This is a genomic window from Halosimplex aquaticum, assembly GCF_028747785.1.
GTDB lineage: Archaea > Halobacteriota > Halobacteria > Halobacteriales > Haloarculaceae > Halosimplex > Halosimplex aquaticum.
The window spans coordinates 3,988,388-4,013,769 of sequence record NZ_CP118158.1 but is presented as its reverse complement, the minus strand read 5'-3'; the positions used below and the strand labels follow the sequence as shown (position 1 = coordinate 4,013,769).

The window sequence follows — 25,382 nt, the reverse complement described above, 5'->3', positions numbered from 1 at the left end:
CCTCAAACAGCTAGTTTAGTTAACGGATCGTTACCACGACCTGGCCGGGCGGGGAGGGGCGAGGCCGGAGGGTATTTACAGCGACGCGACGCACCGGCGGACATGTACGACTTCGTCGTCGTGGGCTGTGGGCCCGCGGGGTCGCGGTTCGCCCGCCGCGCCGCCGAGCGCGGCTACGACGTGCTCGCCTTCGAGCAGGGCGAGATCGGGAAGCCCCTCGCGTGTTCCGGCCACGTCTCCACCGATATCTGGGAGTACACGCCCGAGGGCGCCCGGGACCGCCTCCTCCAGAACGTCGTCTACGGCGCGCGCTTCCACCTCGGCGGCCCCCGCGGCACCCCGCCGGGCGACCCCCGACGGAGCGGCCGCGCCAGGACAGTCGCCGACGGCGACACCCCGTCTCCGTCGACCGCCTCCCGCACGGCCACCTACCCCTTCTACAAGGACGAACAGGTCTCGAACGTCATCGACCGCGTCGGTCTGGACAAGGAACTGGCCGACGCGGCCCGCGAGGCCGGCGCGGACGTCCGCGAGGACCACACCGTCGTCGGCGTCGAGGAACGCCGCGACCGCGTGCGGGTCGACGTCCGCGGCCCCGACGGCGTCGAGACCCACGAGGCACGGATGGTCGCGGGCTGCGACGGCCCGAAGTCGCGCGTCCGCCGCGAACTCGACATGTCCGACCCCGACGAGTTGCTCCACGGCGTGCTCGGCTTCTCCGACGAGGACGACGACACGGACTTCGTCGACGTCCACCTCACCGTCCCGGCCTTTTTCGCGTGGCGCATCCCCCGCGGCGACGCCGGCGTCGAGTACGGCCTGGCGACGCCGCCCAGCGCCGACGTCCGCGAGCGCTTCGACCGGTTCACCGCCGACTACGGCGTCGAGACCGACCACCGGTGTTCGGGCCTGATCCCCGTCGGGCCGCCCGAGTCGGTGACGAGTTCGCGGGCGTTCCTGATCGGCGACGCGGCCGCCCAGACCAAGCCGTTCACCGGCGGGGGTATCCTCTACGGGATGACCGCCGCCGACCACGCCGCCCGCGAGATCGATCCGCGCCGGCCGGGGAGCCTAGCCGACTACGAGCGCGCCTGGCGCGACGACCTCGAACGGGAGATCGAACTCGGCCACTGGCTCCGGCGGGCCTATTCGCTCCCGGAACCCGTCCAGCGGGCCGGCCTCCGGGCGTTCTCCGGGGAGATCGGCGTCCACATGGACCGGCCGACCTCGCTGTTCTCCGTCGACCAGTTGAAGTCGCTGCTTCGCGGGTAGTCGGTCTGTCGCCGGCCGCCGGCGCTCGGCGTCGACACCGCTCTCGCACGGCCGGAACCGTCGAAATCCTCATTTGACATCACTCCGAAGCGCCGCCATGGAACTCGACCTGCCGAAGACGGCCGCCGCGTTCGTCGCTCTCGTCGTGGTCGGCGTGGGCGCGCTGCTCGCGATGGACGTCATGCCGCCGCGGATCACGCTGATGATGGTCGCGCCGTCGATGGTCGCGTACGGCCTGATCTGTCTCGGACTGGGCGTCCTGTACGGCGAACACCGGGCGGGTAGCGCGCGCTGAGGACACCGACGCGACAGTCCTACCGGCCGACGAAGCGGCGGAGCGCGAGCGTGACGGTGGCGAACACGACGCCGAAGACCAGCCCGCTCAGCGCCGCCTCGCGCAGTCCCTCGCTCGTGAAAACCGCGATGACGAGTCGCGCGGCGACGGGCGCGGCGACGAGGGCGAGGAAATAGGCGACCGGGTGGGCTTCGAGCCACTCGCTGGCGCCCGCGAGCGGGGCAGTGAGGCGAGACACGGAGGACATGTCCGGACGGTCGCCCGCTCGGCACTTCAGCGCTTCGCCGGTCCCGGAAGATGTAACCCGCCACCGGCCCCACACCGGGGTAATGACGGTCATCGAGTCGGTCCACGAGGACCACGGTGCGACGTTCGAGGAGCGCGGCGACCGCCGGGTCGCGGCCCACTACGGGCGGCCCGAACGCACCCACGTCGCCGTCCGCAACGTCGTCGGCGTCACCGAGCGCGGCTACGGCGTCCTCGTCGTCGAGGGCGATGACCGCGTCGACTTCGTGGACAACGCCGTCTCCAACCGCGTCCCGGAAGCGGACGGAGAGGGTTGTTACGCGCTGTTGCTCGACCCCTCGGGGCGCGTCGAGACGGACATGTACGTATACAACGCGGCCGACGGCGACCGACTGCTGCTCTTCCTCCCGCCGACCGAGCACGAGCGCGTCGCCGCCGACTGGCGCGAGAAGACGTTCATCCAGGACGTCGAGATCACCGACGCGACCGACGACTTCGGCGTCTTCGGCGTCTACGGCCCGAACGCCACCGAGAAGATCGCGAGCGTCCTCAACAAGGCCGCCTCGCCGGACCGGCCCCTCTCGTTCGTCCGCGGGACGATGGGCGAGGCCGGCGTGACGGTGATCCGCGACGACGGCCTCACCGGCGAGGAGGGGTACGAGGTCGTCTGCGCCGCGAGCGAGGCCGCAGACGTCTTCGACACGCTCGCGAACCTCGGGCAGGCGGCCGCTCCCTTCGGGTACCGCACCTGGGAGACGCTGACCCTGGAGGCCGGGACGCCGCTGTTCGAGACCGAACTCTCCGGTCGGCTCCCCAACGACTGCGGCGTCCGCAACGCGCTGGACTTCGAGAAGGGCTGTTACGTCGGCCAGGAAGTCGTCTCCCGGATCGAGAACCGCGGCCGACCGAGCGAGCGCATCGTCGGGCTCACCGTCGATGCCGTCCCCGACGCGGGCGCCGCAGTCTTCGCCGACGACGCCGCCGTCGGCGAGGTGACCCGCGCCGCCGAGAGCCCGACCCGCGAGGAACCGATCGCCCTCGCGGCGCTCGACCACGACGCCGCTACCGGCGACGCCGACCTGACCGTCCGCGTCGACGGCGGCGAGCGACCCGCGACGCGCGTCGCGCTCCCGTTCGTCGAGGGGAGCGACGACTCCGCGCGCCGCCCGCGCTACCCCGAGGAGTGAACAGTCGGGGAGAGCGGCTGTAGGCCCGTTCGAACGAGGTTCCGAGCGTCGGCACCGACTGACCGCCGTTCTCGCGGCTGATACTCGCACGAAACGCTCAATATTTGTGCTGTGCAAGGTGGTCGTAACCCCGCCCATGTCGGAATCAGTCATCGCGGACTTCGTCGCCTCTTTCAACTCCGAAGCGTCGGCTCGCGCCGAGCCGGTGAAAGGGCGGATCCTGCTGAGCGAGAAGCGGCTCGTGCTCGCCGGCGACGAGGGCAAAGTGACGATCCCCCTCACCTCGATCTTCGACATCGCGGTCGGTCACGTCCCCGACGGGCTCGGGGAGTTCTTCAGTTCGACGGTCACCATCGCCTTCGAGCGGTCCGGCAAGCGGATGGTCGCCGCCGTCGAGGCGGACGACGACAAGATCGAGAAGTTCACCACGGTCCTGTTCAAGGCCGTCCTCAACGGCACCGACGTGACGGTCAAGCACCCGGCGCGGGTCGGCGGCCGCGTCACCGACGAGTCGTTCGTCCCCGCGAAACTGTTCCTCAAGCCGGAGGCGGTCCGCTTCCGTCGCGCCGACGACACCGTCGACATCGACCTCTCGACGGTCAACGACTTCGACCGTCTCACCCGGGAGATCAACGGCACCGAACAGCCGGTCCTCGCCGTCCGCCACCTCGACGGCGGTCAGGCGACGCTCTCGCTCGCGGCCATGGACTCCCCGCGGAAGATGTCCATCCTCGGGCGGTTCCTCCGCCTGGAGTACAGCGACCTCATGGCCGACCTCGAAGACGTCTCCCTCTCGGAGGAACAGGTCGAACTCCTCGTCGCCGTCTACTCGACCGGACCCGGCGTCTCGCTCGCCAGCGTCCTCGACATGGAGAGCAGCCAGCTGACGATGGTTCTCAACGACCTGAAAGCCGACGACCTCGTCGTCGACGCCGACGAGGGCCCGAAGCTCACCCCCAAGGGCCGGGTCGTCGTCAGCAAACACCTCGAAGACGTCAACTCGTAGCGGACGGCCGTGCCCGCAAGCCCGTGACCGGCGATCTCCCGTCGACACTCTAGTCGACGGAGAACGCCCGCGAGCGCCTCGGCGGGATTCGACGGTGGCCGATTCTATCCGAAGCGGCGTCGAAGGCACCCGAGTCGGAGAGACGTCGATCCGCGTAGACCGCGCGGACGAGGGCTCTACAGGCCCGGCGCGGCCTATCGGCTACTGCAGGCACCGCCGTTTTCTCCCCGCGAAGCCGACGATGAAGCGAGTCCCCATGAGCGAAACACAGACCGACACCGAATCGACACGCAGCGCCGAACCGGGCCGTGACACCCTCGACACGGACACGATGCAGTGGGTGAGCGCCATCGTCGCGCTGGCGGGGCTGGGTCTCGTGGCCTACCCGTTCATGTTCGAGTCCACCGAAGCGGCAGTCTGGAACGACACCCTCGTCGGTACCGCCATCTTTCTGCTGGGGGGCTACAACTTCTACCGGTTGTCGAAGGACCGGCTGGCCAACGTCGCCGTCGCGGCGCTGGCGACCCTGCTCGGGTTGTGGGCGCTCGTCTCGCCGGCGGTCATCGAGATGGGCAGCAGCGAACTCGCGATGACCACCGCCGCCGGCGGTCTGATCACCGCCGCCCTGTCGGCGTACAACGCCTACGCGAACAGCAAGGCCGACGTCCCCGAACGCACCGCCGCTCGCGCTTGAACGAAATCGAAGGGGGACCTATAGACGGCCCCGGTTCCCCCTGTCTCGGTCCGAAGACAGCGTCGCTCGACAACCCGCGGGGCCGCTAAACGGCGAATGGTCGTCCGCGGGCCGAAGAATGAGCCCTGTCGAGTCGCTAGAAGCCTCGTTCGACGTACTGGCGCCGGAACTGGGCGTATTGATACTGCGTCAGCAAAACGGCGAACGGGACCATCACGGCCGCGAACGATATCGAAACGAGGAGCGGCATGTCGTTGAAGAATCCGTTCGCCAGTTGCGCGACGGCGAGTAGCAGCGGAACGACGGAAACCATCGCCGATTGAACGGGACGTGAACGGAACATGTCAGCGACCGCGACACCGTCTTTCGTGGCCATCGTGGACTTGGCCAACAAACTGTGAGCGGCGACAATAACTTTCTGGATCGCGAAATCGGCCGTCGGCGACGTCACACTTCGCGGATCGGACAGACTGACGTCCCACTGTCCCAGTCACCGCACTCGCGTTCGTTCGACTGCTTTCACCGCCGAGCGGTCAGGCGTCCCACGGTTCGCCGCTCGCCAGGTCCACCTCGTGGTCGAGCTTCGAGGACGGGCAGAGGTCCTCGACGACGCAGGACTCGCAGTCGGGGTTGCGAGCCGTGCAGATCTCGCGACCGTGGCTGATCAGCAGGTGGGTGTACCACTGCCACTCCTCCTCGGGGACGATCGGGAGCAGGTCCTGCTCGATGGCTTCAGGCCGTTCCTCCTCGGTGATGCCGAGCCGCCGCGAGAGCCGCTGGACGTGCGTGTCGACGACGATCCCCTCGACGAGGTCGTAGCCGTGCTGGAGGATGACGTTGGCCGTCTTCCGGCCGACGCCCTTCAGGTCGGTCAGTTCCTCCATCGTGTCCGGCACCTCGCCGTCGTGTTCCTCGATGATCGTCTGCGCCGAGGACTTGAGGTAGTCGGCCTTGCTGTTGTGGTAGGTGATCGAGCCGATGTCCTCCGAGAGTTCGTCGACGTCGGCCTCGGCGTAGTCCTCCGGAGACTGGTACTTCTCGAAGAGGTGTTCGGTCGTCTCGTTCACGCGCTCGTCGGTACACTGCGCCGAGAGCATGACGGCGACGAGCAACTCCAACCGGTTCGAGAAGTTCAGCGAGATGGTGGCGTCGGGGTACTCCTCCCAGAGCCGCTCGATGACCTCCTCGGTCTGCTCCTCGCGCGAGGGAAGGGGGGGTGCCCATTGTGGACGGATCGTCGGCCGAAACGCGCTTCAGTGGTTCGGTCTCGGACACGGCCGAACGGGCCGAACGAACCGTCGAGCGACTGTGATGCTCTCAGCCGATCACTCGACGTAGGTGTACTTCCGCTCGCCCATCCGGCCCCAGCCGTCGAAGACGAACTAGCAGCCACCTTTTTTCGCCTCGGGTGGCCTCGGTCGCTCCGCTCCCTTCGGCCACCACTCGGCCAAAAAATCTGGACCAAAAAAAAGCGGCCGCTCACTCCGTTCGCGGCCGTTACTCCACGTAGATGTACTTCCGCTCGCCCATCCGGCCCCAGCCGTCGAAGACGAACTCCTGCTCCGGCGCGGTGAACTGGTCGGTATCGCTGGCGCCGGCGTCCTCGTCGTGGTTGTGGACGTCGTGGACGTCCTCGTACTCGTCGAACGTGAGTTCGTACCGAGCGTCGAGCTGCTCGTCGACATCGAGCGCAGCGATCTCGTCCTCCCAGCCGGACTGGACGGTCTCGGCGTGGATCTCCGCTTGCGCGCCCGACCCGTAGGAGCCGACGAGCAGTTTCTCGCCGGCGAGGTCGACGCCGTCCTCGGCCGCGGCCTTCAGGGCGGAGATGCGCGCGACGTGGACCGACCCGGTGTACCAGTTGCCGACCTCGCGAGAGATAGTGAGCGTCGGCTCGACGGTCTCGGCGTACCACTCGCGGTACAGGTCGGTGTCGGTCAGGTCGTCGGTGTAGTCGGCGGCTGCCTCGCGGAACGCCTCCTCGCTGTCGAAGGCTTCGTAGCGCGGCTGTCGGCCGATCTCGTCGGCGAGGCGCTCCTCGATCTCCGTGTCGCGGCTGGCGTGCCGGTAGCCGAGCGCGGCCGCCTTGCGGACCATCCCCGGGAACGGCGTGTGGAAGGGGATGAACGCGAAGTCGTCGGGGTGGATCGGTTCGGTGACCGACTCGAAGTCCTCGATGGCCTCGCGCATCCGCGAGAGGTACACCTGCACCGAGCGCTTGCCGTCGACGCTCGGGAACTGCTGCTGGGGCTTCAGAAAGTCCGTCTCGTCGGCGCTGCCGTACCCCTGCTCGGTCGAGAGTTCGACCACGTCGGGGTCTTCGGTGACCAGCAGCGCGACGGCGCCGGCGCCCTGCGTGGCCTCGCCGGGGTCGTCGCGGGCGTACAGGGCGGTGTCGGTCGCGATGACAAGCGCCGCGCGACCGCGGTTGCGGCCCGCGCGGATCCAGTTGTACGCGTCGTCGAGGCTCTGGGTGCCCGAGATGCAGGCGAACTTGCGCTCGCCCTTGTTGGCGTGGTGGAAGTCGCCGTCGTAGACCTGTTCGAGACAGCCGGCGATGTACGTCGAGACGGGCTTGGAGTTGTCGAACGCCGACTCCGTGGCCACGTCGATCCGGCCGATGTCCTCGGGTTCGAGACCCTTGCGTTCCATCAGCGCGTGGGCCGCGTTGGCCCCCATCGTCACGATGTCCTCGTAGACGTCCGGGAACGAACTCGCCGTCAACCCGAGCCCCTTCGTGTACTTCCCCGGGTCGTCGCCCTGCGCCGGCGCGAACGTCTCCGGCAGGTCGAGTCTGAGCTTCCCCGTCCGTATCTCGACGGCGTCGATACCGACCGATGTCATACCCCTCGATCCGTGAGACTCCTACAAGTGCCTGTCGACTATCGCATCGACGAGCGTCGAAGCGCGTGTCCGACGACGCCGAATCCCAGGAGCAGGAGCGTCGCGGTCAGGACGGTCCCGTCGCCGTCCGCGACGTCCGTCGTGTCCACCACCTCGACGATCACCCCGTCGGCGTCGTAGACGGCGAACCCGACCCGGTACTGCGCGTTCGCCCCGAACCCTGGTTCGACGTCGACGTTCTTTCCGCTCCGGGCCGTCTCGTCTCGGAGTCCGGTCGCGCCGTCCCGGTTCAGGTTGAGGACGAACAGCCGTACCCGGTCGAAACTGCCCGACGCCGAGACGGTGTAGTCGAAGCGATACCGAACCTGGTTGGCGTTCACGTTCGAGCGGTCCGAAACAGCGTAGCTGGTCAGGCTCGCGCTTCCAGCGTCACCGAGATCGTCGTTCTCCCCGACGGGGTTGCGAGCGTCGGCGGTATCCGTGATCGTCTCACTCGCGGCGACGTACTCGTTGCCCTGGTCGTCGGTGTATATCACGTCCGCCGTCACCTCGAACTGCTGGCCGTCGGCGTACCCGGGCCGGTAGCTGACGCTGCCGCGAGCCGCGGTGCTCTGTCGGGTCCCCGACGGTCCGCCGTCGGCCGCGAACGTCACCTCGACGCGTTCGAACGAGTCGCCGGCGCCGCGCACGTCGTACGAGGCGACGAAGTTCGGCGCGTTCTGGTTCCGGTCGCTGAAGTCGTCGACGCGGAACGCGACGCTCGGCCCGCCCCCGCCTGATCCGGCGGTGACGTTCGCGACCGTGACGTTGATCACGTCGCTGGCGCCACCGCTGACCGCGTAGACGCGGACGGTCCCGTTCTCGTTCGCCCGCAGCACCGCCTCGACGCCGCCGTTCGCGTCTGAGACTGCCGACTCCGCGGAGAGCGTGCCGACGGAACTGTCGTTGAGCGCGAAGTCCACCGCGGCCCCCTCGACGGTCGACTTGTCGACGCCCCCGATGGCGTCCGCGACGGCCGCGGAGAGGTCGAGTGCGCCGTCGCCGTCCGCTCCCACGTCCCATGTGCAGTCCGCGGCGTCGCAGTCGTCCAGATGCGTCCCGCCCTCGGAGACCGTCGGCGAGTCCCAGGCGACCGAGTACGGCGCGGGTCCCCCGCCACCGCCGCCCGACGGACCGTCGACCTTCGTGTTCTGGACGGTGACGGTCAGTTCGGCGTTCTCCGGCCGACGACCGTCGAAGGCCGTCGCCAACCCGGGGTCGACGGCGTAGCTCACGTTCACGGAGGCCTCCGTCGCCGCGGTCACCGACGGCGCGTCGTAGCGGAACGTCGCCCGCCCGTTCTCCCCGGTCGTCGCCGTCCGCGACGCCAGGGCGCCGACATCCGCGCTCCCGGTGACCTCCACGCCGGCGACCGGATTGTTGTACGCGTCGCGGACCTCGACGACGAGCCGCTGGGACCCGTCCTCGGGGACCGTCGCGTTGGCGCCGCTCGGGGCGGTCACATACGCCGCATCCGTCCCCGTCACCCGCGTCCCGACGCCGGCTTTCGCCATCCGGAGGTCGTACGTCCCCGGGACGAGGTCGACGACGAGCATCCGGTACCCGGGCGCCGCGGGGAGCGGGTTCGTCCACACGTCGGTCACGTTCCCGCCCGCGGCGACGAACTCGTCGGCGAGCAGCCCCTCCCAGCGGGACTCGCTCAGGCGCGTCGGCACGCGGACCGTCACGTTCGATCCCGGGCTCGCGTTCCGGACCGCGACCGTCCTCGACGACGCGCTCGCCGGCCGCACGTCGACCGACCTCGTCCCCGACGAGGACTCGCTGAGCGACCCGTTCAGCGCCACGAGCGAGATGGAACGCCCGTCGATCAGCGCCTGGCCGCTCCGCGCGACGGTCGTCCCCTCGGCGGCGAACTCGTCGTACAGCACGGAGTTCTCGTATATCGTCGACGGCGGCTGGCCGTACTCGTTGTAGTTCGGCCGGTAGACGATCCCGCCGGTGTCGTAGTCGCGTCGCCGTCCGTCCCAGAAGTCGTCCGTCTCGTCGTCGAGCGCCGTCGCGTTCGTCACCCCGAGCGACACGTCGCCGTCGGCCGTCCCGACCGTCCGCAACTGCCCCGAGGCGGGCGGCGGGTTCACCGCCAGCACGCGCGTCGGATAGGTCGTCCCCAGCGTCACCGACACCGACCGCTGCGCCGAGTCGCCGACCGTCGACACCACCGCGTTCCGCAGGTCGAGCAGTTCGCCCCGGATCTGCTGGCTGTGGTCGAACTCGACCCGCTCGTTCTGCTGTGGGACCACCGTCGCCTGATAGAGCGAGAGCAGGAGGACGACGGCCGCGAAGACCAGGACCGCCCCGATCTGGATAGACTGGCCCCTGTCGTCCCACAGTTCCATGTGCCCGGGGTTCCGACCGGGCGTGCAAAAACCTGTGTCCCCGATTTTCCACCCTGATAACGACTCGCCGCCGGCCGACCCGACGGCGACCACCACGACGGCAGACACCACCATGTCTGCCGCGGCGTGCGGACCGGGGTGGCCGCGACTGCCGCGTTACTCGTCGTCTTCTTCGACGACTTCGGGGTCTTTCATCGCCGTCTGGAGGCTGTCGAGCCCGTTGACCCACTGGACCACCAGGCCCGGCTCCAGTTCCTCGGCCATCGCGGGGTCGAACTCCGCCCCGTCGATGACGAGCGTGCCCGCCTGCACGCAGTACGACAGCGCCGCGTCCAGGTCCTCCTCGGACTCGGCGTCGGCCGCCGCGCTGACGTAGTCGCCGATGCCCGCGTCCTCGGCGGTTCCGCCGACGATGTACTCCTCGGCCGCGTAGAAGACGCAGACGAGGGAGGTCTGGACGCTGTCGACGAGCATGAGCGCCTGTTCGTCGTCGAACTCGGGCTCGGCGAGGACGACCTCGCGCATGTCCTCGATCTCGGCGAGCGCGTCGTCTTCGCCGAGGACATCGTCCTCGAAGTCGGAGACGACCTTGACCACCGCGATAGCGGTGTCGTCCTGCATGTTCCAGAGCAGTTGGGCGGTGTCGTCGTCCTCCGGGTCGAGCTCCTCCTCGTCGATCCTGTCCAGCCAGTTCTGCCAGCGTTCGGGCGTGTAGTACTCCCCCCGGCTGATTGCTCATACAACTCCGTTCGTCGCTCCGGTGATATGGCTTTCGACCCACCTTTTTCCCGCTCGGGTGTCCTCGGCCGCCTGCGGCGGCCTGCGGGCACCGCTCGCGGCAAAAACGTGGGCGAAAAAAAGCCGAGCGCTCGCTTGGCTCGCGCTCGGTGAACCGGCGCCTGCGGCGCCGGACGCTAGTGGCAAACCTGCCTTTCCCCGAGTCGCGCGGTCGCCGCTGTGCGGCGACACGCGCTCCCGGCCACCGCGACTCCGCGACATCCCACGGTCAACAGGCGCGATTTCCCACGCTCAGTACGCTTCTTCCGCCTCGATGTCGGCGTAGAACCGCAACAGCCCGCACTCGGGACACATCACCGTCTCGACCTCCTGGCGCTCGTTCATCCCGAGTTTCCCGAGCAACCCCTCCCGTGTCTCGTCGGTCCTGACGTGGGGCTTCCACGCGTCGCTCATCCCGAACTCGACCGGCTCAGTCGATACGCCGCAGTCTGGACAGCGGTGTTCCATAGGGGGACTACCCCGTCGCGGAACGTAAACCCGGCTTCGACAGGGAACGTCACGGATCCCCTACGCTTATCGTATCAACGGTCGAATACGAAGCATGCGACAGCGAATTTGCGGGACCGCGGGCGCTCGTCCCGGAACCCGGGGACGCATCGGCAGTCGATACGGGCGGAGACCGAGATGACCGTCGCCGCGGCGGCCAGTGCCACGCTCGTCGGGGTGGTGCTCCTGGCGGTCGGCCTGTTCGGCGTGCTCCGGCCGTACACGGTCGCGCTGTGGCGCGAGCGCATCGACGCCGTTGGAAGCACCCGGTCGTGGGACGAGGTCGAACCGACCGAGTGGCGGGTGACCATCGCCCGCTACACCTTCGCGATACTCCTCGGTGGCGGCGTCCTCTTCCTGTGGATGGCTGCCCAGCAGTGGCTGAAACTGAGGTGAGACGGACCGCCTACTCCAGCGTCCCCTCGGTGTCGATGTCGTACACCGCGGCGGGGGTCTCCACGTGCGCGCGCCGAACTGCCTCCTCGTGCCCCTCTTCGAGCAGCCAGCGGACCCGTCGCGGGACCGTCTTGACCCCCAGGACCGCGCCGGGGCGGTCCGGGTCGTCGATGTAGTCGGTCTCCATCATGAACGGCTCGTCCTCCTCGATGGCGACCTCCAGATCCTCTTTGTTCGAGATGACGCTCTTGGTGATCCCCTGCAGTCTACCGCCGGAGTAGTGCTTCACGACGCGGCCGGCCGGGAGTCCGCGGTCTTCAGCCCACTCGGCGACCTCCGTGAAGTCCTCGCCGCCCTCGGCGTGCAACTGGATGGCGCAGTCGGCCTCCGCGGCGAGGTCGAACCCGCGTTTCATCACGTCGTTCGAGGCCTCCCAGACCGCGTCGGAGACGTCGTAGTGGGGCCGACCGGACTTGAGCCCCAGCGCCGGGCCGTCGGCGACGTACTCCGCGGCGACGTCGAGGCCGGTCTGCATCAGGTCCCGCGCCTCCGCGGGGTCGCGCCCGTCGTCGACGAGCTGGGAGATCAGGGCGGGGTGGACGCCCAGCACCGGCCAGGCGCGGCCCGGCAGCACCTCGCTGGCGCGCTCGACCACGTCGACGGTGAGGTCGAACACCTCGCGGAAGTCCGCGGCGCCGCTCGGGAGGTCTTCGAGCAGGTGCCACGAGGGTTTGTTGACGACGAGCAGGTGGGTGCCGCCGTTGTCGGCGAACTCCGCGGCGGCCTCGACCCCTCGTCCGTGGACCGGGTCGAGGTGCATGTGGTCGTCGAGGACCGGCGTGTCGAGGTCGGCGTTCATGTCTCGCCGTGGGACCCGCCGTCGCAAAAACCGATCGCTCCCGAGCGTTCGCGGGAGCCGTCCGGGCCAGTCACCGCCTCGTCAGCTACTGCCGTAGACGCCGCAGAGGTCGCCGGTCACGTACACCTCGTTGTCCTCGGTCGTCTCGATGCCGATACCGATCCGGGTCGCGTTGGCGTACGAGAGCCGGTCACGGTACGGTCCCGTCTCGACCCACGACTCGAAGACGGCCGCGGCGACAGCGCGCTCGTCGCCGTTGTACCGGGTGCCGTTGGCGGTCTCGTAGGCCCGCCCGGCGTAGGTCTTCCCGAGGACTTCCAGCCGGTTGCGCGTCGGCGTGACGACGTACTGCGCGCCGGACTTCTTGAACTTACAGGTCTCGAAGAGGGAGGCGTCGCGGTAGCGCTGCGCGCTTGAGCGGTTGTCGATCCGGTGGATCGTCTCGCCCAGGTCGGCCATGTCGACGCTGTGGGCCGTCGCCATCTCGTCGAGTCGCTCGACGAGGCGCCCGTCGGGGTTCCCGAACGGCCGCAGCCCTCGCTCCTCGCGCCAGTCGTTCAACAGCCGCCGGAGGTGGCGCTCTATCTCACCGGTGTCGAACCGCCGGATCAGCATCGGCGTCCGCGCCGGCGTCGCGGTCGGCGCGTGCGTCACAGCGGGCGTGGCCGTCGGGACCGCCGTGGGCGCGGCCGTCGCGGCAGGCGTCGGTGAGCCGATCGGGGTCGCAGTCGCGGTCCCGGTGGCAGTCCCCGCTGCGGTGGGAACTGCGCTCGGAACGGTCGTCTCGACGACCGTCGGCGTCGCCGTCGGACCCCCGGCCTCGTCGCCAGGGCCACCGGACTGCCCCAGTCCGCCGCCGGCGACGAACCCGAGGACCGCCCCGGTGAGAAAGAGGCCGAGCACGGACGCGGCGAGGACGCGTCCGTCGATGCGAAGCATGTCCGAGGATTCCCACAGCCCGGGTTAAAGACTCGGCCCCAGTTATCAGGGCTTGAACGGGTCGGGAGCGGTTCCGAGCGAGTTACAGCGCGCCGGCGGCGACGAACCCGACGACCAGCCCCAGCGCGAGCGCCGCGACCAGCACGCCGACGAGCGCGCGACCGTCGATCCGATACATACCCGACGATCTGTCCCCGGTGGGTTAACTGTTGGACCCCATCCGCGGGAGAGTCGCCCGGTCAGTCGAGCGTGATGTCCTCGTGGGCCGTGTTCCGGAGCGCGTCGGAGCGGCCGTGCTCGCCGGGCGCGATCGCGATGGTCGCCAGCCCGCGTTCGGCCGCGGCCTCCAGCACCGGCTTGAAGTCCGTGTCCCGCGAGGTGACCGCCAGCACGTCGATGGCCTCCTCGACCGCGGCGGCGGTCGCGTCGACGCCCAACTTGACGTCGACGTCGCCGCTCGTCGTCACCACCTCGAACCCGCGGGCTTCGGCGGCCTGGATGAGGCCCGCCGGCGCGTTCTCGTTGAGGTACAGCCGCCCGAACGAGAGCTGGCCGTAGCGTTCGGCCGCCGCCCGCACGTCGTCGAGGTCCACGTCGAACTCGTCGCGGAGCACGTTCGGCCCGTCGACGTACAGCCCCACCCGCGGCTGGTCGTGGCCGCGAGAGTCCGCCCGGGTCGAACCCGACTTCCCCGGTCCGGGGCCGTCGGCGGCGCCGTCGCCTCCGTCGCCGCCGAACAGCCGCCCCAGTAGACGCATGCCCCGCCGTTGTCGACCGCCGAGTATAGGCGTGACGTTTCGCCGCGTCTGGCCAGCGACGGCGCGCAGTACGGCCAAAGACGTCGGAGTCCGAGGCCCCAGCGAGGACGACGACGACCGTGGAGCGCTGTAACCGTCGAATCGCCGAGCCGGGCGCGGGGGATGAGATCGAACTAGAACCGCTGAGCGGCCGTTTGACGGCATTCTCCAGCAGTTATTTTACCCGTCTGAGCGCCCAACTTGACACATGGTCCAGGCGGGTATCGACGTGGCGCTGCTCGCGGACGTGCTCTCGGTGTTCATCATCGCCGCCGGCGTCGGTATCTTCGTCGCCAAGATCGGTAAGTTCCCGTACACGATCGCGCTCCTGCTCGCGGGCTTCGCGGCGTCGGTCGTCGGCATCAACGTCCAGTTGGACCTCTCGCACGACCTCATCCTGCTCGTGCTCCTCCCGCCGCTGCTGTTCGAGGGCGCGGCGACGACCAACCTCGAACGGCTGCGGCGCAACCTCGCGCCGATCCTCGTGCTCGCCGTCGTCGGTCTGACCGTATCCGTGCTCGCTCTGGGGCTGGTCGGGCAGTACGCCTTCGGCTTCGACCTGCTCGTCGCCCTGCTGTTCGCGGCGATGATCCTCCCGACCGACCCCGTCTCCGTCCTCGCGCTGTTCGAGGAACTGGGCGCGCCCGAGCGCCTCTCGGTCCTCGTCGAGGGCGAGAGCCTGATCAACGACGGCGTCGGCGTCGTCCTGTTCACGGCGCTGCTCGCCCGCATCGGCGCCGAGAACGGCGGCGGCCACGGCGGGGGCGGCCCGGAGCTGTTCTCGGTCGCCGGCGCGGTCGACCTCGGGCTCAACATCGCCGTCACCGCGGGCGGCGGCGCGCTCGTCGGCATCGCCGGCGGCTATCTCGTCTACCGGGTGATGGTCAACCTCGACGAGCACATGACCGAGATCGTCCTGACGATCATCCTCGCCTACGGCGTCTTCCTGCTCTCCGAACACTACGTCGACCGGCTGCTCGGCACGCACTTCAGCGGCGTCATCGCGACGGTCGCGGCGGGTCTGCTCATCGGTAACCGCGGCGCCGAGTTCGCGATGAGCCCCCGCACGAAGCTGTCGGTCTTCAACACCTGGGAGACCGGCGCGTTCATCGTCAACACGTTCATCTTCGTCATGATCGGCGTCACGACCCCGATCGGCCAGCTCCTGTCGAACTGGCGGCTCATCCTGGTCGCCATCCCCCTCGTGGTCGCCGCACGGGCGCTCGTGGTCTATCCGATCACCGGACTGGTCAACCGGTTCAACGAGCCGACGGTCCCCTTCGAGTACCAGCACGTCATGGTCTGGGGCGGCCTCCACGGTTCGATCCCCATCGCGCTCGTGCTCGGCCTCGGGAGCGGGTCGGGGCTGGCTCCCGAGCTCCGGACGACGCTCCGGGCGATGGTGTTCGGCGTCGCCGCCTTCTCGCTCGTCGTCCAGGGCCTGACGATGTCCAACCTGCTCAACGGGCTCGGCATCGTCACTCGCTCGGACGACGAGGAGCTGTACGAACTGCTCGTCGGCCGCGCGCGGGCGGTCGACGCGGCCCTCGAATCCGCCGAGGAACTCCACGCCAGCGGCGAGTTGCCCGAGGAGGTGTACGACGACTTCACCGCCGAGTACGAGCGCGAGAAGGTCCAGCTCGGCGATGCGATCGCGGAGCTGCTCCGTGAGAACCCGCAGTTGCGCCACGAGCAACTGCTGGCGGGCGAGCGCCAGGTGCTCCAGCGCGAGAAGTCGGCGCTCCGCGACGCGATGCACGACGGCGTCGTCAGCGACGACGTCGGCGAGCGCCTCGTCGAGGAGATCGACCTGAAACTCGACTACGTCCGCGACGGCACCACCACGGTCGAGGAGCGCGAGGAGGGCTTCGACGAGTTCTGGCGCCGGCGCGCCCGCGAGTTCGGTCTCGACGCGGTCGACGGTCGCGAACCCGAGTTCGCCGAGAGCGACGGCGCCGCGGCCGACCGCGCGGACCGCGGATCGGGACCGGAGTCGTAACCGAGTTAACCCGGAGCGTCGGATATGAAGGCAGATGCGTAGAACCGTCCTCCAGACCCTGCTCGTCGCGCTCCTGCTCGTCGCTCCGGTCAGCGCCGCCGCCAGCGCGGCGACGACCGGCCACGACGGGGCCGGAGCCACGCCGGCCGCCGGCCTGGCCGCGGCGGCCGAGACCGCGCTGCAAGACAGCCCCAACCCCTGCGTCGGAACGATTGAGCGGACCCCCGACCGGACGACCCTCTTCTCGATCCAGGGCGCCCACGGCGGCGAGAAGACGTCCGCGATGGTCGTCGGCGCTCGCCCCGACGGGTCCGTCGTCGGCGTCCACAACGACACCGCCGCCGGCCGCTGGTGGAGCTACGACGTCGACGTGCTGCCGAACGGCAACATCCTCCAGCCGACCACGCAGTCGCGCCACACCGTCATCGAGGAGATCGACCCCGCGACGGGCGAGCACGTCTCCGAGCGCCACTTCCGCGACACGCTCGACACGCACGACGTCGACCTCATCAACGGCGACGAACTCCTCGTCAACGACATGAGCCAGGACGGCGAGGACCGCGTGTTCGTCTACAACCTCACCCGCGAGGAGGTCGTCTGGGAGTACTACTTCGCCAACTACAGCGAGCACTACCCCGAGTCCGGCGGCGGCGAGTTCGGCGGCGACTGGACCCACAACAACGACGTCGAACAGATCGGCGACGGCACGTTCATGGTCTCGGTCCGCAACTTCGACAAGGTCGTCGCCATCGACCGCGAGACGAAGGACGTCGAGTGGACCCTCGGCGCGGACGACAACACGACGATCCTCCACGAGCAGCACAACCCGGACTTCATCGAGAGCGAGGACGGCAACGCCACGGTCCTCGTCGCCGACAGCCTCAACGACCGCGTCGTCGAGTACGAGCGCGAGGGCGACTCGTGGAATCGGACGTGGGTCGCCCGCGGCGGCGGCCTCGACGAACCGCGCGACGCCGACCGCCTGCCCAACGGGAACACGCTCATCGCCGACCGCCGCGCCCACCGCATCGTCGAGGTGACCCCCGAGGGCGACGTGGTCTGGGAGATGTACTCGCCGTACCAGCCCTACGACGCCGAACGGGTCGGCACCGGCGACGAGTCGAGCCGGCCGACGATGGCCGACGCGGCCGCGACCGGCTCCGTCCAGGTGACCGGCAGCGCGGACTTCGACGCCGCGGACGTCGAGGCCTGTTACGACTTCCTCACCTCGGTCGAGCGCACGCAGTTGATCCCCGACGACGAACTCGACGCCGTCACCGAGTCCTCGGCGACCGACGGCGGGAACGAGACCGACGGTGGCAACGGCACCGACGGCGAGTCCGACTCGGACACCGAATCCGGCGGGAACGGCGACAGCGTGCTCGGAACGCCGACGACGGGGTCCGGTCCGTCGCCGGTCGGTCCCGTCCTCGCGCTCGCCGGCGTCGCCGCGCTGTTCGCCGGCGCGGTCGTGCGTCTGCGACGACGGTGAAAAAAGACGGCTGCGAGTGATTTCTTTCAGTCCTGTGCCATCGGCGCGTCGCGCGACGCCGACTCGCGCCGGACGGCGTCGACGCTGCCGTGGTTCGACCACACCAGCAGCAGGCTCGGCAGGACGAACACCGCGACGACGAACGACAGCGACAGCGCGAGGACGACGAGCGTCCCGAAGCTCTGGATCTGCGGGTGCGGGTGGAGCAACAGGGCGCTGAACGCGCCGACCGACGTGAGCGTGCTCCCCAGGAGCGCGCCGCCGGTGCCCGTGACGGCCGTGCGGAGCGCGCCGGTGACGGTCTGCCCGCGTTCGAGCTCCTGCGCGAACCGGTCGCTGACGTGGATGTTGTAGTCGATTCCGAGCCCGACGACGAGGCTCAGAAGCAGCGCGGTCAGGAACGTCAGCGGCACGTCGAGCAGGTGCATCCCGCCGACGACCAGCGCGAGGACGAGCGTGATCGGGAGCGCCGTCACCGCTCCGAGGCTCGCGCTCCCGGTCGCCAGCCGGTAGATCACCGTCAGCAGGACGCCGACGGCGGCCAGCGCGATCACCAGCGTCGTCAGGATGCTGTCGGCGGTCTGGGACAGCTCCGCCTCGTTGAGCGTCCCCGCGCCGACGGCGATCGCGCTCACGCCGTCGGCGTCGACGCTCCCCGCGACGGCCTGCATCGCGTCGCCCTGTGCGGTGTACGTCGCCGCGTCGCTGATCGGGACGATCACGCGGAGCGACCGGTACTGACCGTCCGTCCGCTCGATCACGCGACTCGCCTGGTCGGGCGCCGCGCCGTAGAGCGCGTCGTAGACGCCCGCGACGTTCCGGTCGGGGACGCCGTCGCCGTCGGTGTCGGCGTCGCGGTACACCTGCGCGAACTCCTCGTCCGCGGCGGCGACCGACTGCATGACCGACAGCGGCGAGACCACGGGGACGGACCCGTCACGCTGGAAGACCGCGTCCTGCTCCGCGGCCGAATCGTGGACCGCCTGGACGGCCGCGAGCGCGTCGGGCGAGGTCACCTCGCCTTCGAGGAGGACCTGCGAGCGACGCCTGTCGCCCTCGGTGGCCGCGCGGTAGTGTTCGTCCACGTACCGGTTCTGTTCCTCGTACTCGTGGGTGTCCCAGCCCAGCGGGCCGGGCAGATCCTGCTTCCACTCGGCGATCGGTTCGTTCGTCTGCTGGACCGACTGCCGGTCCAGGTCCGTCCACGCGACCGCGCCGGCCGATCCGGCGACCAGCGCGAGGACGATCACGACGGGCGCGGCCCGCTTGGCGAGGCGCGCGCCGCTCGACAGGAACGGTTCGAGCAGCCGCGTCTTCCCCAGTGCCCGCTTGCGCCGGTCGAAGCCGACCCGTTCGAGCAGGCCGTCGACGGTCACCTTCAGCGCCGGGACGAGCGTCAGCGAGATCACGAACGTCGAGACGACGCCGAGCGTGATCCCGATCGCGAGCTGTCTGATGACGGTGAACTCGTTCGTGGCGTTCGACATGAACCCGACCGCGGCCGTGACGGTGACGAGGCCGAGCGCGACGGCAACCGACGAGAGCCCGCGGAACATCGGCTCGCGGATGCCTTCGGCTTCTCCTCGTTCTTCCCTATAACGCATGAACACGTGGAGCCCGTAGTCGACGCTCAGCCCGACGACGAGGACGGGACCGATGATCATCGTCATGCCGGCCGGGATCCCCATCCAGCCGAGGATGCCGAACATCCACAGCACCGAGAGGACGACGCCGGCGAACCCGACGATCACGTCCACCAGGTCGCGGTAGGAGAACGCCAGCACGGCGAGGATGGCCAGCAGCGCGACCGGGACGATGAGTTCCGTCGTCTGCTGGCTGTAGTTCGCGTTCGATTCGGCGACGGCGTGCTCGCCGGTCGTGAAGAACTCGGGGTCCTCGCGGTCCTGAGCGGCCTCGTAGAGCGCGGCGGTCGCCGCCGTGCGCGTCTCGGCCGCCGACTCGCCGGCGTCGGCGCTCTCGAATTCAAATAGCATCCGGTGGCTCTCGGCCGTCGCCGTCCCCGCCTCGTAGTCGCCGGGAAGCAGCGCGGCCGCCTGCGAGCCCTCGCCCAGCGTCTCCGCGACGAGTGACTGGACCTCGCGCTCGCTGGCCGACTCAAGCGCCGCGATCTGCTCGTCGAGCGTCGCCTCCCGGTCCCCGGCCGCGCGCTCGGCGACCAGGTTCGCGACGCCGACCGGCTCGCGGCCGCCGAGGCTCGCGGCGACCGACTCGTTTTCGAGCACGGCCTGCTGGAAGCGCAGCGATTCCAGCAGCGCGGCCTTCGAGAGGGCGTTCCCCCCGTCGCTGCGGACGTAGACGGGTGCCGGACTGACCGCGGTGGCGTTGTCGCTCTCGTTGTCGTGACCGCCGTAGTTGGCCCGGATGTAGTCGAGCTTCTGGGCGACCTCGGTGTCGCCGACGGCGCTGCTCGCGTTCGCCTCGCTCTGGGTCTGCAACTGCCCGACGCCGGCGACGACGCCGGCCGTCGCCAGCAGCATCACCAGGAGCACGACGACGTTGTGCTCGGTGACGAACCGGAGCGGGCGTTCGAGCGCGTCTCTCACGGAGACACCTCCGTCTGTGCGTACTGTTCGCCGCCCGGCGACCGACGGCGGCCGGGCGGGAGGGCGATCCGTCGAACTGACGTTTCGGGAACCATCGCGTTCGACGAGTCGCCCGGACGGATCATATAAACGGGATCACGATTTCAGACCGAGAAACTGTGCGAAACTACCGGCGGCGATGCGACGGATTCCAGGCTGAACGTCTTCGAGTCCCCGATTCTCTCAGTCCGACGGCGAGTCGCGCTCGTCGGCGGCGATGCTGCCCATCTCCGGTGTCGCCTCGTCGCCGGCCGCCGACTGGAGTTTGCCCGCGGCGACGGCGAGGACGTAGATGGCGACCGCGACGAGGACGACGACGCCGCCGGCGGTCGCACCGGCGTAGTAGGAGACGCCGATGCCAACCAGCACGGCGAGTTCCGCGAGGACGACCGAGACGAGGAGCGCCTCGTCGAAGCTCCGGGCGACCTGTGAGGCGCCCGCGACGGGGACGACGAGCATCGCGGCGACGAGGATGACGCCCATGATCTGCATCGCGCCGACGACGACCATCGCGGTCAGCATCACGACGATCCGGTTGTACCAGTCGACCGGGATCCCCGACACCTCGGCGGCGGTCTCGTCGAACGTGACGTAGAGGAGCTGGTTGCGCGTCACGCCGACGACGGCGACGACGACGGCGAACAGTACGAGCAACACCGCGGCGCTCTGGGAGGTGACCGTCGAGAGGTTGCCGAAGAGGTACTGGTCGACGCTGACGGTCAGCCCGCCCGCGTTGATGCTGATGAGCGTCGTCCCGAGCGCGAACCCCGTCGAGAGGACGATGGCCATCGACACGTCGTTGTACGCGTCGGTCACCTCCGAGATGAGCTCGATGCACAGCGCCGCGATCATCGCGACGACGACCGCCGTCAGGTAGGGGGTGACCCCCAGGTCGATGACGGCGTTGAGGAACAGCCCGACCGCGACGCCGGCGAAGGCCGTGTGCGCCAGCGCGTCGCCGATGAGCGCGAGCTGTCTGTGGACCAGGAACGTCCCGATGAGCGGGGCCATCACGCCGATGCACAGCCCCACCAGGATCGCACGGTGCATGAATCCGTATTCGAGGACCTGCAGGCCGGTCTGCTTCGCCACCCAGCCCACGGCGCTCGACCAGAGGTCGAGTATCCAGTACAGCGGGGCCAGCACTGCGTCGAGCGGACTCGACTGGAGGACGGCGAGCGCGGGCCAGGGGTCGACCGTCGGTGCCAGCAGTTGCGCGAGGAGTCTCGCGAGGACCTGTGTGACGAACGGGTCGGTCATCTCGACTCACCCAGCCCCCTCGCCGCCGCCCCGAACGCGCGGACCAGCGCGTCGCTGTCGACGAACTCGTCGGTCGGCCCGTCGAAGTACACCGCGCCGTCGAGACAGACGACGCGCTCGGCTTGTTCGGTCACGGCGCTCAGGTCGTGCTCGATGAGCAACACGGTGATCCCGTCGTCGTTGAGTGACTCCAGCAGCGCGTAGAACGCCTCGACGGACTCGGCGTCGACGCCGACGGTCGGCTCGTCGAGGACGAGCAGCTCCGCCTCGCTCGCCAGCGCCCTGGCGATGAACGCGCGCTGGCGCTGGCCCCCCGAGAGCTGCGTGACTCGCCGGCCCGCGAACTCCGACATGCCGACCGTCTCGAGCGCGCGGTCGACGATCTCCCAGTCGTCGGCCGAGAGGCGACCGAACCCGACGTGCGGGAACCGCCCCATCTTCACCACTTCGCGGACGGTGATCGGCATCTCCTTCGAGGCGCTGGCGTGCTGGGCGACGTAGCCGACGCGGTCGCCGTCGTCGAAGCGGTGGGCCGGCTCGCCGAACAGCCGAACGGTCCCGGCGTCGGGTTCCAGCAGCCCCAGCATCAGCTTCATCAGCGTCGACTTGCCCGAGCCGTTCGGGCCGACCACCGCCACGTACTCCCCGGGATCGATAGTCAGCGAGATATCCTCGACCACTCGCGTCGCGGTGTAGCCGAAGTCGACGTCGGTCACCTCGATCACTGAATCCTCGGACCGGTGCGTCCGTTCGGTAACCGTCTCCGCCGTCGGCTGTGCGGTCATTCGAAGTTCCTCCACTCCTCGGCCCAGCCGTCGGGCCCGGCGTCTTCGGGTGACTTGTTCCCGAGCACGACCTCGAAGGTCGGCATGTTGATGTTGTCGGCGATCTCCTCGTAGCCCCAGTCCTGGGCGACCCAGTCCTCGCGGACGCCCGCGTAGGGGGTCACCGGGAAGTACGCCGTCACCTGCGTCTCCTCCAGTAGCTGCTTCGCCGGCCGGCGCGACTCGAAGACGCCGTTGGCGATGTACTCGATGTCGTTCTCCTCGATGACCTTCTTCGCTCGCGCGATGTCCGCGGGCGCCACGTCGCCGCTGGCGGCGAGGTTGGTGACCAGCGGGCGCATCCGGACGCCGTAGCGCACGCCGATGTACTGGAAGGCGTTGTGCGCCGCGAGCTGGACCACGTCGCGCTCGGCCGCGTCGAAGATGGCCCGGTAATCCGCGTCGATCCGGTCGATCGTCTCCGTCTTGTACGTCTCGGCGTTCTCGCGGAGCGCGTCCTCGTGGTCGGGCGCGAGGTCGACGAGTCCCTCGACGATGTTGTCGACGGACGTCTTCGCGCGGTGGGGGTCGAGCCAGAAGTGCGGGTCTTTCCCCTTCTGTCGCCCGACGCCCTCCTCGTCCGGGTCGAGCGAGGCCGCCAGGTCCACGAGTTCGACGCCCTCGCGGGCGTTTATCAGCTGCGTGTCGACGCCGTCGTCTTTCAGGGTCTGGATGGCGCGGTCCGCCCACGGCTGGAACCCCGGGCCGACGTGGAGGAAGGCGTCGGCCTCGATGATGTCCTGCGTGACGCTGGCGTTCGGCTGCCACCCGTGGCCGTGGAGTCCCGTCGGCACGAGGTTCTCGACCCGGATCGGCGTTCCCTCCGCGACGTTCCGTGCGAAGTCGTAGAAGCTGAAGAAGGAAGCCACCACCACGGGGCCGTCGCCCTCGCTTCCCCCGCCGGATCCGTCTGATCCCGCAGTCGTTCCCCCGATACACCCCGCGAAGCCGCAGAGCGCGGCGCTCGACCCCGCTGCGAGCACCTGTCTGCGCGTCGGCTGCGACCGTCCGGTCGCTTCGCTCGTGTGAACCATTACCTCGGTATAGCCGTGGGAAACACATTAATGCTTCTAGTCGAATCTAATTTTTAGACTAATCTAATCCACTATGTTTCGAGGAGTGAGCGCCGCTCGGCCCGCAGACGGCCAGGCCCCTCTCGATCGAGGCTGTAGGCTGGCGATGGCGTCGGCAGACGGACCGGGAGTTGAACCGGTGAGGGCCGAGTGCTCGCGGCGGCATTCGATATAGTCGCATGGGGTTGAGAGCGTCAGACGCCGGGCCGAGGCGGGGCCGCGAGCGCACACGCGAACGACGGTAACAGTTACGTCGCTGGCGGGCGGAAACCGGGACATGACGCTCAGACAGCCGCCGCTCGCGGCGGCGCACGAGGACAGCGGCGCGACGCTCACGGAGTTCGGGGGGTGGGAGATGCCCGTCGAGTTCGACTCGATCCGGCGCGAGCACGAGGCGGTCCGCGAGTCGGTCGGTCGCTTCGACGTCTCGCACATGGGCCAGATCACCGTCACCGGCGACGACGCCTGCCGGCTCACCAACCGCCTGGTGACCAACGACGTGTCCGATCTGGACCCCGGCGAGTCCAACTACGCCGCGATCACCGACGACCGCGGCGTGATGCTCGACGACACCGTCGTCTACCGCCCTCCGGCCGACTGGTCGGTCGACGCCGACTACCTCGTGGTCCCGAACGCCGGCCACGACACCGAGATGGCCGACCGCTGGACTGAGCACCGCGAGGCCCGGGACCTCGACGCCACCGTCGAGAACCGCACGGAGTCGCTCGGCATGATCGCACTTCAGGGCCCCGTCGCCGAGGACCTGTTGGCCGACGAGACCGACGCCGACCTCGGGTCGCTCGCCCGCTTCGAGACGTTCGTCGCGACCGTCGCCGGCGTCGAGACCCTCGTCTCCCGGACCGGCTACACCGGCGAACCCGGCTTCGAACTGGTCGCCCCCTGGGAGGAGACCGAAACCGTCTGGGCCGCGCTGGACTGTCAGGCCTGCGGGCTCGGCGCCCGGGACACCCTCCGCCTGGAGATGGGCTACCTCCTCTCCGGACGGGACTTCGACCCGGAGGACAACCCCCGGAACCCCTACGAGGCCGGCATCGAGTTCGCCGTCGACCTCGACTCGGAGTTCGTCGGCCGCGACGCCCTCGAAGGCGCCGACGTGGAGGGCGTCGACGAGAAGCTCCGCGGGATCGAACTGGTCGACCGCGGCGTTCCCCGCGAAGGCTACGCTGTCACCACGACCGAGGGCGACTCGCTCGGAACGGTCACGAGCGGGACGATGAGCCCGACCCTGGGCACCGGGATCGCCCTCGCATACCTGCCGACAGACCGCGTCGGCCCCGGGGACTCCGTCCGGGTCGAGGTCAGGGGCGAACCGAAGAAAGCACGTATCACCGCGACCCCATTCCTCGACAGATGAGCTTCGACGTTCCCGACGACCTGCGTTACCTCGAATCCCACGAGTGGGTGCGGGTCGACGACGACAGCGCGCGCATCGGCATCTCGGACTTCGCCCAGGACGAACTCGGCGACGTGGTGTTCGTCGACCTCCCGAGCGAGGGCGAGGAGGTCACCGCAGACGAGGACTTCGGCGTCGTCGAGTCGATCAAGGCGGTTTCGGACGTCTACGCCCCCGTCTCGGGGACGGTGACGGCGGTCAACGACGACCTCGCCGACGCGCCCGAACTGATCAACGAAGACCCCTACGGCGACGGCTGGCTGATCGAGGTCGAACTGGCCGAGGACGACGAACTCGACGACCTCCTCTCCGCCGACGAGTACGAAGCCCAGATCGCCTGAAGGCCGCGGTGGCGGTTCTTCACCACCGCCACTACACATCCCGCTTCGATCGTTCTCCCGATATCGACCCGTACACCCATCTAATCGCGATGAGTGCGCGCTCGACGAGCTCGGACGGTCCGTTCGCCCTCCCGCTCGTAAATCCCAGACCGCTATAGAGA

Annotated in this window: 23 protein-coding genes and 1 pseudogene; 10 read left to right on the top strand and 14 right to left on the bottom strand. The window is 69.1% G+C overall.

Features of this window, described 5'->3' with window-relative positions:
- The first annotated feature begins 102 nt into the window (after window positions 1-102).
- Window positions 103-1,272: a geranylgeranyl reductase family protein gene (locus PSC72_RS19770; protein ID WP_274323142.1), complete on the top strand. Its 1,170-nt coding sequence runs from the start codon at window positions 103-105 to the stop codon at window positions 1,270-1,272.
- Window positions 1,273-1,369: 97 nt separating this feature from the next.
- Complete coding sequence (locus PSC72_RS19765; RefSeq protein ID WP_274323141.1) at window positions 1,370-1,567, top strand: DUF7333 family protein; 198 nt, start codon at window positions 1,370-1,372, stop codon at window positions 1,565-1,567.
- A gap of 19 nt (window positions 1,568-1,586) precedes the next feature.
- Here PSC72_RS19765 and PSC72_RS19760 read toward each other — a convergent pair whose 3' ends face one another.
- A complete protein-coding gene (locus PSC72_RS19760; RefSeq protein ID WP_274323140.1) occupies window positions 1,587-1,814 on the bottom strand; it encodes a hypothetical protein in 228 nt (75 codons plus the stop codon).
- 82 nt (window positions 1,815-1,896) lie between these two features.
- On the opposite strand from PSC72_RS19760, the gene ygfZ reads away from it, so the two are divergent.
- The 3 genes from ygfZ (at window position 1,897) to PSC72_RS19745 (ending at window position 4,700) form a co-directional block, all read left to right on the top strand.
- A complete protein-coding gene (gene ygfZ / locus PSC72_RS19755) occupies window positions 1,897-3,000 on the top strand; it encodes a CAF17-like 4Fe-4S cluster assembly/insertion protein YgfZ (protein WP_274323139.1) in 1,104 nt (367 codons plus the stop codon).
- A 136-nt stretch (window positions 3,001-3,136) separates the two neighbouring features.
- Window positions 3,137-4,006 carry a CheF family chemotaxis protein gene (locus PSC72_RS19750; RefSeq protein ID WP_274323138.1) on the top strand — a complete coding sequence of 290 codons (870 nt, stop codon included), beginning with the start codon at window positions 3,137-3,139 and terminating at the stop codon, window positions 4,004-4,006.
- A gap of 256 nt (window positions 4,007-4,262) precedes the next feature.
- Window positions 4,263-4,700, top strand: a complete 438-nt coding sequence (locus PSC72_RS19745; RefSeq protein WP_274323137.1) for an SPW repeat domain-containing protein — start codon at window positions 4,263-4,265, stop codon at window positions 4,698-4,700.
- Between the two features lie 136 nt (window positions 4,701-4,836).
- On the opposite strand, the gene PSC72_RS19740 is transcribed toward PSC72_RS19745, so the two are convergent.
- The 6 genes and pseudogenes from PSC72_RS19740 to PSC72_RS19715 form a co-directional block, all read right to left on the bottom strand.
- Window positions 4,837-5,151, bottom strand: coding sequence for a hypothetical protein (locus tag PSC72_RS19740; RefSeq protein ID WP_274323136.1), 315 nt, complete (start codon window positions 5,149-5,151; stop codon window positions 4,837-4,839).
- Window positions 5,152-5,233: 82 nt separating this feature from the next.
- Window positions 5,234-5,935 carry an endonuclease III gene (nth, locus tag PSC72_RS19735; protein ID WP_274326202.1) on the bottom strand — a complete coding sequence of 234 codons (702 nt, stop codon included), beginning with the start codon at window positions 5,933-5,935 and terminating at the stop codon, window positions 5,234-5,236.
- Between the two features lie 262 nt (window positions 5,936-6,197).
- Window positions 6,198-7,544 (bottom strand): hydroxymethylglutaryl-CoA synthase, encoded by a 1,347-nt coding sequence (gene hmgB, locus PSC72_RS19730; protein WP_274323135.1) that lies wholly within the window; start codon window positions 7,542-7,544, stop codon window positions 6,198-6,200.
- Between the two features lie 38 nt (window positions 7,545-7,582).
- On the bottom strand, window positions 7,583-9,940 hold the full coding sequence (locus tag PSC72_RS19725) for an Ig-like domain-containing protein (RefSeq protein WP_274323134.1): 2,358 nt from the start codon (window positions 9,938-9,940) through the stop codon (window positions 7,583-7,585).
- A 156-nt stretch (window positions 9,941-10,096) separates the two neighbouring features.
- Window positions 10,097-10,679 (bottom strand): annotated as a pseudogene (locus PSC72_RS19720) (DUF2150 family protein).
- Between the two features lie 290 nt (window positions 10,680-10,969).
- Window positions 10,970-11,131 (bottom strand): hypothetical protein, encoded by a 162-nt coding sequence (locus PSC72_RS19715; RefSeq protein ID WP_274323133.1) that lies wholly within the window; start codon window positions 11,129-11,131, stop codon window positions 10,970-10,972.
- A 231-nt stretch (window positions 11,132-11,362) separates the two neighbouring features.
- On the opposite strand from PSC72_RS19715, the gene PSC72_RS19710 reads away from it, so the two are divergent.
- The gene (locus PSC72_RS19710; RefSeq protein WP_274323132.1) at window positions 11,363-11,620 is read left to right on the top strand and encodes a hypothetical protein; all 258 of its coding nucleotides are present in this window, start codon (window positions 11,363-11,365) and stop codon (window positions 11,618-11,620) included.
- 10 nt (window positions 11,621-11,630) lie between these two features.
- Here PSC72_RS19710 and PSC72_RS19705 read toward each other — a convergent pair whose 3' ends face one another.
- The 3 genes from PSC72_RS19705 to PSC72_RS19695 all read right to left on the bottom strand — a co-directional run bounded on the left by PSC72_RS19705 (window position 11,631) and on the right by PSC72_RS19695 (window position 14,176).
- Window positions 11,631-12,479 (bottom strand): TatD family hydrolase, encoded by an 849-nt coding sequence (locus tag PSC72_RS19705; RefSeq protein ID WP_274323131.1) that lies wholly within the window; start codon window positions 12,477-12,479, stop codon window positions 11,631-11,633.
- Between the two features lie 81 nt (window positions 12,480-12,560).
- Entirely contained in the window at window positions 12,561-13,418 is an 858-nt protein-coding gene (locus PSC72_RS19700) for a CAP domain-containing protein (RefSeq protein WP_274323130.1), read from the bottom strand.
- A 239-nt stretch (window positions 13,419-13,657) separates the two neighbouring features.
- Entirely contained in the window at window positions 13,658-14,176 is a 519-nt protein-coding gene (locus PSC72_RS19695) for an NYN domain-containing protein (RefSeq protein WP_274323129.1), read from the bottom strand.
- A 247-nt stretch (window positions 14,177-14,423) separates the two neighbouring features.
- On the opposite strand from PSC72_RS19695, the gene PSC72_RS19690 reads away from it, so the two are divergent.
- Both PSC72_RS19690 and PSC72_RS19685 read left to right on the top strand, forming a co-directional pair.
- On the top strand, window positions 14,424-16,214 hold the full coding sequence (locus PSC72_RS19690; protein WP_274323128.1) for a cation:proton antiporter: 1,791 nt from the start codon (window positions 14,424-14,426) through the stop codon (window positions 16,212-16,214).
- 34 nt (window positions 16,215-16,248) lie between these two features.
- Window positions 16,249-17,706 carry an aryl-sulfate sulfotransferase gene (locus PSC72_RS19685; RefSeq protein ID WP_274323127.1) on the top strand — a complete coding sequence of 486 codons (1,458 nt, stop codon included), beginning with the start codon at window positions 16,249-16,251 and terminating at the stop codon, window positions 17,704-17,706.
- 26 nt (window positions 17,707-17,732) lie between these two features.
- On the opposite strand, the gene PSC72_RS19680 is transcribed toward PSC72_RS19685, so the two are convergent.
- The 4 genes from PSC72_RS19680 to PSC72_RS19665 form a co-directional block, all read right to left on the bottom strand.
- On the bottom strand, window positions 17,733-20,270 hold the full coding sequence (locus PSC72_RS19680) for an efflux RND transporter permease subunit (RefSeq protein ID WP_274323126.1): 2,538 nt from the start codon (window positions 20,268-20,270) through the stop codon (window positions 17,733-17,735).
- Between the two features lie 222 nt (window positions 20,271-20,492).
- Window positions 20,493-21,569: a metal ABC transporter permease gene (locus tag PSC72_RS19675; RefSeq protein WP_274323125.1), complete on the bottom strand. Its 1,077-nt coding sequence runs from the start codon at window positions 21,567-21,569 to the stop codon at window positions 20,493-20,495.
- Complete coding sequence (locus tag PSC72_RS19670) at window positions 21,566-22,354, bottom strand: metal ABC transporter ATP-binding protein (protein WP_274323124.1); 789 nt, start codon at window positions 22,352-22,354, stop codon at window positions 21,566-21,568. Before PSC72_RS19670 ends, PSC72_RS19675 begins: the two co-directional genes overlap by 4 nt.
- A complete protein-coding gene (locus tag PSC72_RS19665) occupies window positions 22,351-23,427 on the bottom strand; it encodes a metal ABC transporter substrate-binding protein (RefSeq protein WP_274323123.1) in 1,077 nt (358 codons plus the stop codon). The genes PSC72_RS19670 and PSC72_RS19665 overlap by 4 nt, the downstream gene beginning before the upstream one ends.
- Before the next feature lie 316 nt (window positions 23,428-23,743).
- Here PSC72_RS19665 and gcvT point away from each other — a divergent pair, with 316 nt between their 5' ends.
- Window positions 23,744-24,841 carry a glycine cleavage system aminomethyltransferase GcvT gene (gene gcvT, locus PSC72_RS19660; protein WP_274323122.1) on the top strand — a complete coding sequence of 366 codons (1,098 nt, stop codon included), beginning with the start codon at window positions 23,744-23,746 and terminating at the stop codon, window positions 24,839-24,841.
- Window positions 24,838-25,221: a glycine cleavage system protein GcvH gene (gcvH, locus tag PSC72_RS19655; RefSeq protein WP_274323121.1), complete on the top strand. Its 384-nt coding sequence runs from the start codon at window positions 24,838-24,840 to the stop codon at window positions 25,219-25,221. The genes gcvT and gcvH overlap by 4 nt, the downstream gene beginning before the upstream one ends.
- The last annotated feature ends 161 nt before the right edge of the window (window positions 25,222-25,382 follow it).